This is a genomic window from Burkholderia sp. LAS2, from assembly GCF_018417615.1.
Classification (GTDB): domain Bacteria; phylum Pseudomonadota; class Gammaproteobacteria; order Burkholderiales; family Burkholderiaceae; genus Burkholderia; species Burkholderia sola.
In genome coordinates this window covers 934,875-947,320 of sequence record NZ_CP071054.1, presented here as the reverse complement: position 1 = coordinate 947,320, position 12,446 = coordinate 934,875, and the positions used below count along the sequence as shown (strand labels likewise).

General features: G+C 66.0%; 12 protein-coding genes. 6 read left to right on the top strand and 6 right to left on the bottom strand.

Translation table 11 applies throughout. The features are described 5' to 3' along the window. Window positions 1–29 precede the first annotated feature (29 nt). The gene (locus tag JYG37_RS33395) at window positions 30–884 is read left to right on the top strand and encodes a 3-hydroxybutyryl-CoA dehydrogenase (RefSeq protein ID WP_050017772.1); all 855 of its coding nucleotides are present in this window, start codon (window positions 30–32) and stop codon (window positions 882–884) included. 115 nt (window positions 885–999) lie between these two features. Here the strand turns inward: JYG37_RS33395 and JYG37_RS33390 are convergent, their stop codons facing one another. Both JYG37_RS33390 and deoC read right to left on the bottom strand, forming a co-directional pair. After that, window positions 1,000–1,863, bottom strand: a complete 864-nt coding sequence (locus JYG37_RS33390) for a DUF2071 domain-containing protein (RefSeq protein ID WP_124631908.1) — start codon at window positions 1,861–1,863, stop codon at window positions 1,000–1,002. Window positions 1,864–1,989: 126 nt separating this feature from the next. Next, window positions 1,990–2,670 (bottom strand): deoxyribose-phosphate aldolase, encoded by a 681-nt coding sequence (gene deoC, locus JYG37_RS33385; RefSeq protein WP_124631907.1) that lies wholly within the window; start codon window positions 2,668–2,670, stop codon window positions 1,990–1,992. 146 nt (window positions 2,671–2,816) lie between these two features. On the opposite strand from deoC, the gene deoR reads away from it, so the two are divergent. Beyond that, window positions 2,817–3,587 (top strand): DNA-binding transcriptional repressor DeoR, encoded by a 771-nt coding sequence (gene deoR / locus JYG37_RS33380; RefSeq protein WP_124557405.1) that lies wholly within the window; start codon window positions 2,817–2,819, stop codon window positions 3,585–3,587. 31 nt (window positions 3,588–3,618) lie between these two features. Here the strand turns inward: deoR and JYG37_RS33375 are convergent, their stop codons facing one another. Genes JYG37_RS33375 through rbsK form a run of 3 tightly spaced genes read right to left on the bottom strand, consistent with a single transcriptional unit; the run spans window position 3,619 to window position 7,014 of the window. Next, window positions 3,619–4,671, bottom strand: coding sequence for an aldose 1-epimerase family protein (locus tag JYG37_RS33375; protein WP_176016150.1), 1,053 nt, complete (start codon window positions 4,669–4,671; stop codon window positions 3,619–3,621). A 2-nt stretch (window positions 4,672–4,673) separates the two neighbouring features. Next, window positions 4,674–6,047, bottom strand: a complete 1,374-nt coding sequence (gene fucP, locus JYG37_RS33370) for an L-fucose:H+ symporter permease (protein ID WP_176016151.1) — start codon at window positions 6,045–6,047, stop codon at window positions 4,674–4,676. A 40-nt stretch (window positions 6,048–6,087) separates the two neighbouring features. Beyond that, window positions 6,088–7,014 (bottom strand): ribokinase, encoded by a 927-nt coding sequence (gene rbsK, locus JYG37_RS33365; RefSeq protein WP_124631904.1) that lies wholly within the window; start codon window positions 7,012–7,014, stop codon window positions 6,088–6,090. 459 nt (window positions 7,015–7,473) lie between these two features. Between rbsK and JYG37_RS33360 the strand changes: the two genes are divergently transcribed. After that, window positions 7,474–7,728 (top strand): type II toxin-antitoxin system Phd/YefM family antitoxin, encoded by a 255-nt coding sequence (locus JYG37_RS33360; RefSeq protein WP_124595498.1) that lies wholly within the window; start codon window positions 7,474–7,476, stop codon window positions 7,726–7,728. After that, on the top strand, window positions 7,719–8,141 hold the full coding sequence (locus JYG37_RS33355) for a type II toxin-antitoxin system VapC family toxin (protein ID WP_124557409.1): 423 nt from the start codon (window positions 7,719–7,721) through the stop codon (window positions 8,139–8,141). Before JYG37_RS33360 ends, JYG37_RS33355 begins: the two co-directional genes overlap by 10 nt. Window positions 8,142–8,316: 175 nt before the next feature. Here JYG37_RS33355 and JYG37_RS33350 read toward each other — a convergent pair whose 3' ends face one another. After that, window positions 8,317–8,919: a LysE family translocator gene (locus JYG37_RS33350; RefSeq protein ID WP_050014206.1), complete on the bottom strand. Its 603-nt coding sequence runs from the start codon at window positions 8,917–8,919 to the stop codon at window positions 8,317–8,319. A gap of 794 nt (window positions 8,920–9,713) precedes the next feature. Here JYG37_RS33350 and JYG37_RS33345 point away from each other — a divergent pair. Then, window positions 9,714–11,330 (top strand): tryptophan halogenase family protein, encoded by a 1,617-nt coding sequence (locus tag JYG37_RS33345; RefSeq protein ID WP_213346774.1) that lies wholly within the window; start codon window positions 9,714–9,716, stop codon window positions 11,328–11,330. Then, the gene (gene prnB, locus JYG37_RS33340; protein WP_124631902.1) at window positions 11,330–12,415 is read left to right on the top strand and encodes a monodechloroaminopyrrolnitrin synthase PrnB; all 1,086 of its coding nucleotides are present in this window, start codon (window positions 11,330–11,332) and stop codon (window positions 12,413–12,415) included. Before JYG37_RS33345 ends, prnB begins: the two co-directional genes overlap by 1 nt. The last annotated feature ends 31 nt before the right edge of the window (window positions 12,416–12,446 follow it).

Genomic DNA, 12,446 nt, shown 5'->3' with positions numbered 1-12,446 from the left:
GCTCAGCCTCCGAATACACAGGAATCGTCATGGCCATCGAAACCGTCGGCGTCGTGGGCGCCGGAACCATGGGTAACGGCATTGCGCAAACCGCCGCCGTTGCAGGACTGAACGTCGTGATGATCGACGTCAGCGACGCCGCGCTCGACAAGGGCCTCGCGACGTTGAAGGGCAGCCTCGAGCGGCTCGTGTCGAAGGACAAGCTCGCGGCCGACGCCCGCGATGCGGCGCTCGCGCGCATCACGACGTCGACCGATTACGCGAAGCTTGCCGCGGTCGACATCGTGATCGAAGCCGCGACCGAGAACGTCGAGCTGAAGGGCCGCATCCTGAAGCAGATCGAGGCCGTCGCGCGCCCGGACGCGATCATCGCGACCAACACGTCGTCGATCTCGATCACGGCGCTCGCCGCGCCGCTCGCCGATCCGTCGCGTTTTCTCGGCATGCACTTCTTCAACCCGGTGCCGCTGATGCCGCTCGTCGAGATCATCCGCGGGCTGCAGACGAGCGACGCGACCGCGTCGGCCGTGCGCGCGCTGACCGAGCGTTTCGACAAGTCGCCGATCGGCGTGCGCAACTCGCCGGGCTTCGTCGTGAACCGGATCCTGGTGCCGATGATCAACGAGGCGTTCTTCGTGCTGGCTGAAGGCATCGCGTCGGCCGAGGAAATCGACGCGGGGATGAAGCTCGGCGCGAACCACCCGATCGGGCCGCTCGCGCTGGCCGACCTCGTGGGCCTCGACGTGTGCCTCGCGGTGATGGACGTGTTCCTGAAGGACTTCGGTGACCCGAAGTATCGTGCGTGCCCGCTGCTGCGCGAGATGGTGTCGGCAGGCAGGCTCGGGCGCAAGACCGGGCGTGGGGTGTACGACTACAGCAAGTAAGCCGGTCGTCCACGGTGTTTCGCGCGGCCGCCTTCGGGCGGCCGTGTGTTTTGTGCGGCGGGATTACGCGTCGAGTACCGTCAGGTTGCGCGGCAACGCGTGCTTGAACATCGCGCTACAGCAGCCGCTCGGACAGTACGCGGAATGCGACGTCGGGCACGACGAAGCACAGCGGTTCGCCGGTCGCGCCGATGCGGGCGAGGAAGTCGCCGCCCGCGGGCCCGACCGTCTTCAGCGGCCGCACCGCATCGACGTCGATCGGCAAGTCGATCGACGCATATGCGAGGCGGTCGCAGTCCTCGACATGGGCGACGGCCGCGTGCTGCAGCGACAGCGCGGCGACGGCCGCGCGCCAGTCGTCGAAAAACGGCGCGAATGCGTCGGGCAACGTCCGGTCGTGCGACGCTTCGGCCGTGCAGCGGAAGTCGGGCGCGCTGCCGCCGCTGCCAGCCAGCCGCGTGTCATAGCGTCCGTCGTGTGCCTCGTGCGTAAAGGGCCGCGCGAGATGCGACGGCAGCGCGTCGCTGAACAGCCGGCTGCCGAGCGCATAGAGCGGGTGATCGAACACGTTCTTCACGAACAGCACGGTGCGCTCGGCCGGCGCGCCGCCCGGCAGCGCATCGACGTAGAGCCGCCAGTTGCTTTGCAGCGGCGACGGAAACGCGCGCCGCAGCGGGCCGGCGAGACGCGGGCCGAAATGCCGGTGCCGGTAGGTGAGCGTCGTGAACGGCGTGCGGCCGCCGCGGCTCGCGAGCGTGACGCCGCGCGGCACGAGGTGCGCGACGGCCGCGACATCGACGACCCACGTGCAATACACGACGTGCTCGACGTCGCTTGCGAGCTGCAGGAACGGTAGCCGCGACAGCAGCGCGCGACGTGCGCGCAGCAGCGGGCCGCTCGCGACGATCCGGTTGGCGAGTCGGCCGGCGATGCCGGAGGACGGATGGACGAAGGCGTTGTCGTGGCGCATGGGCGGCATTGTGCCGGGGTTGTCGCATACGGGGAAGATGCGCGGCAAGTGTCTTGAGCCGAGCGGGCGCACATCCGCCGGCGACCCCGCGCGGTGCTGCTCGCGCGACGCATGGCGACGGCCGGGCTTCGTGCGTCAATACCCCGACCCGCCGCCGCCCTGATCGCTGACGATCGCCACCCCCGAACTCGTCCCGAGCCGCGTCGCGCCGGCTTCGAGCATCGCGAGCGCGGCTGCGCGGTCGCGCACGCCGCCCGACGCCTTCACGCCGAGCGTCGGCCCGACCGTACGCCGCATCAGCGCGACATCGGCCAGCGTCGCGCCGCCGTGGCCGAATCCGGTCGACGTCTTCACGAACGCGACGCCGAGATCGCGGCACATCTCGCACACGCGCACCTTCTCGTCGTCGGTCAGCAGCCCCGTTTCGAGGATCACCTTGAGCGGCACCGGGCCGCAAGCGCGATGTACGGCGTCGATGTCGGCCTTCACGTCGTCGGTGCGGCCGCTTTTCAGCGCGCCGATGTTGATCACCATGTCGATCTCGCCGGCGCCCGCCGCGATCGCGGCGGTGGCTTCGAACGCCTTCGCGGCGGACAGCCCCGCGCCGAGCGGGAAGCCGACCACGGCGCAGACGAGCACGCCGGTATCGACCAGCTCGCGCGCGGCGAGCGGCACGTTCGCCGAATTCACGCAGACCGAGTAAAAGCGATGCTCGGCCGCCTGGCGGCAGAGTTCGCGGATCTGCGCGTCGCTCGCGTCGGGCGCGAGCAGCGTGTGATCGATGGTTTGGGCGAGTTGGGCGTTGGAAAGCGGCATGTGTCAGGGCTCCACGGATCGTGTGCGGAAAGGGCACACGGAAAGTTGATGTTTTCACATCGGTTTGTTACAAATACGACATTCCGGCCGGGCCCGCGGGCCCGGCACGACGAGCGACTCACGCGGCGGTCACGCAGGATACAGGCATGGAAACAAAGAAGGGCGAACGGATCAAGACATTGATGAACGTGCTGCAAGGGCAGAACGCGATTCATCTGAGGGAAGTCGCCGAGCTGTTCGGCGTGTCCGAAATGACGATCCGCCGCGATCTCGCGGACAACCCGCACGGCCTCAGCCTGATCGGCGGCTACGTGACGCGCCATTTCGCCGCGCAGCGCAGCGACATCGGCGAATATCTGATCAGTGCCGAGAACAACCGGCAGACCGAGGAAAAGCGCCGCATCGGCAAGCTGGCCGCGCAGTTCGTGACGACCGGCGACACGATCTTCGTCGACTGCGGGTCGACCACGCCGTTCATCGTCGACTTCATTGCCGACGACCTCGAATTCACCGCGGTCTGCAATTCGCTGAACGTGTTCGCGAAGTTGCAGCAGAAGCCGCATTGCAACGTGATCCTGTGCGGCGGCGCGTATCACCGGCAGAACATGGTGTTCGAATCGGTCGCCGAAACGGGCATTCTCGATTCGGTACGCGTGTCGAAGGCGTTCATCTCGGCGGCCGGCGTGAGCGAGCGCTGCGGCGTCACGTGCTTCAACTTCCACGAAGTCGATGCGAAGAAGAAGGTGATGGCGCGCGCGCAGAACCGCTTCCTGCTGGTCGACCACACGAAGTTCGACGAAGTGCGCGCAGCCTATTTCGCCGAATTGACCGATTTCAACTACGTGATCTCCGACGGGCAACTGAGCCGCCGCTACGAGACGGCGATCCGCGAGCACGGGATCGCGCTCGTGACCTGATGCGGCGCCGTGCATCGCGCTTTTCGGCACGTCACGCATCGCGCGCTTCCGCCGCGCTGAGGTAGCCGGTAAGCACCTCGAAGCGGCGCGATGCGCCGGGCGCCAGCGCCGCGACGTGGCCCTTGCGGCGTTCCGCTTCGTAACCCTCCGGCTCGCAGGTCGACGGCAACGCGAACGCGGCCACCTGCTGATCCGCGTTGTGCAGGATCCAGCGCGTCGCATGCGGGAATTGCGCGGGGCGATACGCGGTGTGGAACGCGCCGCCGTCCGGATGCGCGAGCCGGAAATGCGCGACGCCGTCGGCGTCCGTTGCCGCGTCGTTCATGAAGAACACGATCTCGGGGTCGTACAGCGCGGGCGCATCGAGCGTCGCGAGCCGGGCCGGTTCGTGCGCGAGCATGGCCGTGTAGTCGCGCCATGCGGCGGTGGGCTTCACGTGCGCGGGCACGCTGTCGCGCAGCCGCATGCCGCCGCGCGGCAGCGACTGCACGAAGCGGCCGCCCGGCACGTATGCGTAGTTCAGGTGGGCCATGTACATCAGGTCCATCGGCGCGCCGCCGAGGTTCGTCACGTCCATCGCGATCGTCATCCGCGCCTCGTGCTCGGCCAGCCGCACCGACGGCCGCGCGACGTAGTGGCTGCCGAAGCCTTGCACGTATTCGTATTCGCCGGTCACTTCGACCGTCGCGCCGCGCGCGTCCATGCCGACGACGAGGCTCGCGCGGTCCATCGGCGCGCAGGGCATCTCGCCGTGCAGCGCGTGCGTGTCGTCCGGCCCCGGGCAGCCGTTGCGCAGCAACCCGCTATGGAACATGAAGCAGCCGTAGGTATCGATGATCGACGCCGCGCGCTTCGGCTGCCGGAACATGTGCTTCATCGTCAGGTCGCGGCCGTCGAATTCGGCGGCCCAGATCATCTGACCGAGATACGGCAGCACGACCAGATGACCGCGGCGGTTCTCGAGCTTCAGCGCCTCGACGCCGGACGGATACGCGAACGCGGTGACGGTGAGGCTGTCGCTGCGGTACAGCGTGCGCGGCGCTTCGCGGAAGTCGTCGCGCCGCAGTTCGATCTCGCCGCGCATGGTCAGGCTCCCGACGTGTTGCGCGTCGCGGCGTAGCGCGCGGACGCATGACCGTCGGTCGCAGCGTCGGGCGTCGCTGCCGGCAGGTGACGCAGGCAGTAGAAGCCGTAGTACACGATCACGACGAAGCACAGCAGCGGCACGACGAACGCGAGCTGCATGTTGCCGCCGGTGTGATCGGAGATCAGCCCCTGGATCAGCGGCACGACCGCGCCGCCGACGATGCTCATCACGAGGATCGAGCCGCCGTATTCGGTGTCCTTGCCGAGGCCGTCGATCGTCAGCCCGTAGATCGTCGGCCAGCACGGGCCGAGGAAGATGCTCACGCACACGGCCGCATACACGGCGGTGATGTTGTGCACGCTGATCGTGTACGCGAGCAGCGCGATGCACAGGATGCCGTACACGATCAGCACCTTGGCCGGGCCGACGCGTTTCATCACGAGCGTCGCGACCAGCTTGCCGACGAAGAACGCGAAGAACGTCGCGAGCAGGTAGCGCGATGCGCCGCGCTCGGTGAGGCCGCCGATCTGCATCGCGAGCCGGATCGTGAAGCTCCACACGCCGACCTGCGCGCCCACATACAGAAATTGCGCGACGACGCCCGCGACGAAGCGCCGGTTGCCGAACAGCCGCGCGAGCGTGCCGCGCGCGTCGATCCGGTGCGTGACTGTACTCGCGCCGTTGCCCTTGCAGGCCGGATACGGCGTGAGCGCGAACACGATGAACACGGCGACGAGCACGACGATCAGCCATTTGTACGGCTCGAGCGTGGCCTGGATCATCGCGAGCTGGTGCGTATGCGCGTCGGCGGCCGACATCGCCGCGAGTTGCGCATGCGACGCATCGCCTTCCTTGAAGATCAGGAAGCTGCCCATGTAGACGCCGGCCATCGCGCCGAACGGGTAGAACGTCTGCGAGATGTTCAGCCGCCGCGTGCTGGTGTCGCGCGGGCCCATCAGCGTCGAATACGAGTTCGACGCCGTTTCGAGAAACGACAGGCCGGCGGCGATCACGAACAGCGCGACGAGGAACATCCCGTACTTCGCCATCGACGCGGCCGGGAAGAACAGCAGGCAGCCGGTCGTGTAGAGCAGCAGGCCGACGAGGATCGTCGTCTTGTAGCTGAACTTCTTCACGACGGTCGCGGCCGGAATCGCGAGGAAGAAGTAGCCGAGATAGAACGCGGACTGCACGAACGCCGATTCGAAATCGGACAGGAAGAACGATTTCTTGAACTGCGCGATCAGCACGTCGTTCAGGTTCGCGGCGGTGCCCCACAGCGCGAACAGGCAGCACAGCAGCGTGAACGCGAAAAGCGGCGTGCGATTCAGGTAATAGCCGTCGGGTGTGTGTTCGATCCGGGTTCGGCTCATGGGTGTCTCCTTCCCAATGTCTCGTCGATGAAGGCGCCGGTCAGATGCCGGCGTCGCGGAGGAAGCGTTCGAACGTCGCGGCGTCGGCGTACGACTTCTGCGTGCCGCGGCCCGTGACCGAATGCGCGGCGTACGCGGACGCGTAGCGCATCGCGTCGACCGCGTCGTGCGCCGCCGCGTAGCAGCGTGCGAAGCAGCCGATATAGGCGTCGCCGGCGCCCGTCGTGTCGCGTGGGTCGACGGGGACGCCCGGCACGTGGTGCACGCCGTCGCGCGACACCAGCAGCGAACCGTTGCTGCCGAGCGTGACGAGCACGTGCTGGAGCCCGCGTGCGACCAGCGCTTGGGCGGCGCGCGTAGCGCTCTCGCGCGAATCGACCGGCATGCCCGACACGATCGCGAGCTCGGTTTCGTTCGGCACGAAGAATTCGACGGAACGGATGCGTTCGAAATCGAGATCGGCGACGGCAGGCGCGGGGTTCAGCAACACGGGAATGCCGTGCCGCGCGCCGAATTCGATCGCGTGATAGACGGTGTCGAGTTCGATCTCGAGCTGCAGCACGATCAGCGCGCATTCGGCGAGCATCGGCGCGGCCGCGTCGACGTCGGCCGGCCGCAGGTGGCGGTTCGCGCCCTTGACGATCAGGATGCTGTTGCTCGAATCGGGCTCGACGAAGATCGGCGCGACGCCGCTCGGCACGCCGGCGACCTTGCGCACGTGCGTGGTGTCGATCCCTTCGCGCTCGAAGTTGCGAATCGTGTTGTCGGCGAACACGTCGTCGCCGACCTTGGTGACCATCACGACGCGCGCGCCGAGGCGTGCGGCCGCGACGGCCTGGTTCGCGCCCTTGCCGCCGCAGCCGAGCTCGAAGTTCGGCGCCTCGAGCGTTTCGCCCCGGGCGGGCATGCGCGCGACGTAGGTCACGAGGTCGACCATGTTGCTGCCGATGACGGCGATTGTCTCCATCTGGGTCTCTTCCTTGGTATGGGGTGCGACCGCGCGCGTGGGCGGCGGCGGGTCGCGATAGGTGATAATAAAATAACATAGATTGTGAAAATGCAATCCTATGATGTTGGGATGGTCACTTTAGGGCTGGCGGGAGAGTGGGAATTCCCCCATGCGTGCCGGAGAGACGGCTTCACGTCAGGCGGTGCTGATGCACAATTGCGAGCGCTCAGATCGAGCGCGGGGAGAGGCGAGAGCCTCGCCGGGAAGGTGGCTGAATTCTCTCCGCGGTGCGGAGAGGATTAGGGGGCGGCAGGATTCCGCGGTTACCGAGATTCCCACTGCTACCGCGTGGTGCCGCGCCCGGGCGAGCGTAACGCGCGGCGCGTCACCGACTTCATCGTCAGGGGCGAAGCCCCGATCTGTGTTCGAATGCGTAAAATACGTATAATACGTATTCGTTGCTCCGAGGAGGCCACCATGCCCACCATTACCGCCACCGAGCTGGCGCGTCACACCCGCCAGATCCTCGATCAAGTCGCCCAGCGCCGCGAGACCGTCGTGGTCGAGCGCAATCAGACCGTGATCGCGCGCCTGGTGCCCGCCGACCCCGTCATGAACGCCGTGCAGGCGCTCGAGGGCCTGCCGCAGAGCCTCGGCGCCGACGATGCGGCCCGCTGGTTGCGCGACAGCCGCGCCGGCTTCGACGACGGAGTGCGTGACCCGTGGGCGTGATCATCGACAGCTGCGTCTGGGTCGGTCTCGCCGGCGGCACCGTCGACGCGCGCGCCGTGATCGATACCGCCGGCGACGCGCCCGTGTTCATCTCGACGATCTCGCTGGGCGAACTGGCGTTCGGCGTGCAGTCCTGTGCCGATGCCGCCGAGCGGGCGCGGCGGGGAGCCCATCTGCGTCAGCTCGAGCTGCGCCCCGTGCTCGAGGTCACGCGCCACACCGCGGCCGCGTTCGGCGTGCTGGCCGCCGCGGTCAAGCAGGCCGGCCGCTCGCCGCGCCCGCGCTACAACGATCTATGGATCGCGGCGCAGGCGATCGAGCACGGCTACGCACTGATGACGCTGAACGTGGCGGATTTCGCGGACCTGCCGGGACTGAACGTGCGAGTGCCGACCACCGCCGGGGGGAATTGAACGGCTCTCGAACAACGCACGGCCGCGACGGCCAGCGCTACAACGGTATCGCGAAAGAGTCGACGCCGGTCTTCGCAACGCGGTGGATAGTGACAACCTAAATACGCGGCAAGCAAGCGCTTGAATAACTCGCTTGCGGAGCGAAATGCGTTTTCGCCGCGAAGCGCCGCGTCGATCAGCGGTTCACGACCGAGTACACGAGCGTGCCGGAGAACATCAACAGCACGAGCGACGCGCCGCGCAGCAGCGTCGACGTACGGGCGGCCCACGCGCGTTGCGACGTGAGCAGCCCGCCGAGCGACGACCAGCCCACCCCGATCGGCGCGAGCACGACCAGAAATACGACGAGCGCCCACGCGAAATAGTGTGCGGACCTGAACGCCTCCAGCGGAAACAGCGTGCTCGAGAACAGCAGCGCCTTCGGGTTCATCATCGTCGCGACGAACACGTCGCGAAAGCGCACCGGCGCGACCGATACGTCCTGCAGCACGCGGCTATGCGTCCACATCCTGAGCGCGAGGAAAAAGATGTAGACGGAACTCGCGAGCTTGACCACGTCATACAGCCAGGGCCGGCCGGCAGCGAACGTGGACAGAAAGAATCCCCATACGGCAATCGCGATCGCATAGCCGAGCGCCTCCGCGACGACCAGCGGCCACGTGCCGCGCAGGCCGACCTTCAACCCGGACGACAGCAGCAGCGTATTGGTCGGCCCCGGCACGATCAGCACCAGCGAGACGTACATCGACATTTTCAGCAACGCTTCCTGGATGGGCACGCGGCCTCCTCGATTCGTCAGTGTCGCGGTTCGCGTCCGGCCGAAGCGGCGCGCCGCTGAAATAGCGGTTGACCTTCATGCACAGACCGTTCGATCTGCGCTTCCGTGAACTTGCCCGTTTTCATCGCATGGCCTTCGTGTCCGCCCGGGCACATGATGACGAATTTCTCTGCCGACGAGTCGGATTATTTTTGGGTCGAGATCACGATCGTCGAAATGCGAAAAGGTCGGAAGCTTTATATTTGAAGTGGTGAATTATTTGTTTCTTTCATGTGAATTACGTCTTTCATTTCGCATATTTTTTGAAGAAATGATTCTCGAGTCATGCGCGCAAAATGAAAAAATTAATTTTGTTGTTTCGAAAAAATTGAATCGGTCGTTGTGAGGTATTTGGTCGATATTTTCAGGTATTTAGAATTTCTCTGAAAAGCCGGGGATTGATATGAAATTTTTCGAGATGTGCCATCATGAACGCTGCTATTGTGTGTCGGACAGTCAAGCGCGCGGTACGACGATCCCGGAAACAATTAGGTAAACTTAATTTGTAAATGCACTAATGGCAATCACCGTATCGTAAATTCAATTTGTCGAAGCAGAATCCATTACGCGGTGCGCCTCCGCGTGCGATGGAGGCTTCGCGTTGTCGCCTGACTTCGCTGCGATTCACTACGCCTTTTCGGTGTCATTTGTCGTGATGGACCGGGCGCGTCATTACGCGTTACCGGACGAGTGGCTGGTTCAATTCGACAAGGCGGCACTATCCATTCAGGTTTCAAATCCCATGGGAAGCGTTCATGAGTAATCCGATCAAGAATATCGTCATCGTGGGCGGCGGCACGGCGGGCTGGATGTCCGCGTCGTACCTCGTCCGGGCGCTCCAGCACCACGCGAACATCACGCTCGTCGAATCCGCGGCGATCCCCCGGATCGGCGTGGGCGAGGCGACCATCCCGAGTTTGCAGAAGGTGTTCTTCGACTTCCTCGGGATACCGGAGCGGGAGTGGATGCCCCAGGTGAACGGCGCGTTCAAATCCGCGATCAGGTTCGTGAACTGGCGGAAGTCGCCCGATGGTTCGCGCGGCGATCACTTCTACCATTTGTTCGGCAACGTGCCGAACTGCGACGGCGTGCCGCTGACCCACTACTGGCTGCGCAAGCGCGAACAGGGCTTCCAGCAGCCGATGGCGTACGCGTGCTATCCGCAGACCGAGGCGCTCGACGCGAAGCTGGCGCCGTGCCTGGCCGACGGCACCCGCCAGATGTCCCACGCGTGGCACTTCGATGCGCACCTGGTGGCCGACTTCCTGAAGCGCTGGGCCACCGAACGCGGGGTGAAGCGCGTGGTCGACGAGGTCGAGCAGGTTCACCTGAACGATCGCGGCTACATCGCCAGCCTGTCCACCAAGGAAGGGCGCACGCTGGAAGCGGACCTGTTCATCGACTGCTCCGGCATGCGCGGGCTCCTGATCAACCAGGCGCTGAAGGAGCCCTTCATCGACATGTCAGACCACCTGCTGTGCGACAGCGCGGTCGCCAGCGCCGTGCCCGCCGACGACGCGCGCGACGGGATCGAGCCGTACACGTCGGCGATCGCGATGAACTCGGGGTGGACCTGGAAGATCCCGATGCTCGGCCGGTTCGGCAGCGGCTATGTGTTCTCGAGCAAGTTCACGTCGCGCGATCAGGCCACCGCCGACTTCCTCGACCTTTGGGGGCTCTCGGACAAGCAGCCGCTCAACCAGATCAAGTTCCGGGTCGGGCGCAACCGGCGCGCGTGGGTCAACAACTGCGTCGCGATCGGGCTGTCGTCGTGCTTTCTGGAGCCGCTGGAATCGACGGGCATCTACTTCATCTACGCGGCGCTTTACCAGCTCGTGAAGCACTTCCCCGATACGTCGTTCGACCCGCGGTTGGCCGACGCATTCAACGCCGAAATCGTCTACATGTTCGATGACTGCCGGGATTTCGTGCAGGCGCACTATTTCACCACGTCGCGCGACGACACCGCGTTCTGGCGCGCGAACCGGCACGACCTGCGGCTGTCGGACGCGATCAAGGAGAAGGTCGAACGCTACAAGGCGGGGCTGCCGCTGACCACCACGTCGTTCGACGATTCCACGTACTACGACACCTTCGATTACGAATTCAAGAACTTCTGGTTGAACGGAAACTACTACTGCATTTTTGCCGGCCTGGGACTGCTGCCCGACCAGTCGCTGCCGCTCTTGCGGCACCGGCCGGAGTCGATCGACAAGGCCGACGCGATGTTCGCGCGGATCCGGCGCGAGGCGGAGCGTCTGCGAGCGACCCTGCCGACGAACTACGATTACCTGCGCTCGCTGCGCGCGGGCGATGCGGGACTGTCCCGCAGCCAGCCCGGGCCGACGCTCGCGACGCCGGAGATCCTGTAGTGGACCGCGCCCCGGACCGGGTACGCGCGATCGCGGCCACGCACGCTGCCGTGGCGGCCTGCGACCCGCTGCAGGCGCGCGCGCTCGTCCTGCGGCTGCCGGGCCTGAACCGTCGACAGGATGTGCCGGGCATCGTCGGGCTGTTGCGCGAGTTCCTCCCGGCGCGCGGCATGCCCTCGGGCTGGGGCTTCGTCGAAGCCGCCGCCGCGATGCGGGACATCGGGTTCTTTCTGGGATCGCTCAAGCGGCACGGACACGAGCCCGTGGACGCGGTGCCCGGGCTCGAGCCGGTGTTGCTCGACCTGGCGCGCGCGACCGGCCTGCCGCCGCGCGAGACGCTGTTGCACGTGACGGTCTGGAACCCCGCGGCGGCCGACGCGCAGCGCAGCTACACGGGGCTGCGCGACGAAGCGCACCTGCTCGAGAGCGTGCGCATCTCGATGGCCGCGCTCGAGGCGGCCATCGCGTTGACCGTCGAGCTGACCGACGTGCCGCTGCGTTCGCCCGCGTTCGCGCAAGGGTGCGACGCGCTGGCGGACTATCTGCAAAAAATGGTCGACTCGATCGTCTATGCGTATCGCTTCATCTCGGTGCAGGTGTTCTACGACGAGCTTCGTCCGTACTACGAACCGATTCGAGTCGACGGCCAAAGCTACCTCGGCCCCGGTGCCGTGGAAATGCCCCTCTTCGTGTTGGAGCACGTGCTGTGGGGCGCGCAATCGGACCACCAGGGTTATCGGGAATTCAAGGAGACGTACCTGCCCTACGTGCTTCCCGCGTTCAGGGCGGTCTACGCGCGGTTCGCCGGGCGGCCGGCGCTCGTCGACCGCGTGCTCGGCGAAGCGCAAGCGGCCCGTGCGCGCGGCGAGCCGGTCGAGGTCGGGTTGGCGGCCCTCGACCGCGTATTCGAGGTCCTGCTGCGCTTTCGCGCGCCGCACGGCAAATTGGCCGAGCGTGCATACGAAGTCGGGCGAAGCGGCCCCACGATCGGCAGCGGCGGGTACGCACCGAGCATGCTCGGCGATCTGCTCACGCTCACGCGCGCGGCACGGTCACGCGTTCGCGCCGCGCTCGACGCGCGCTGACGGCGCGACGCGGGCGGCGGCCATGTGTTCC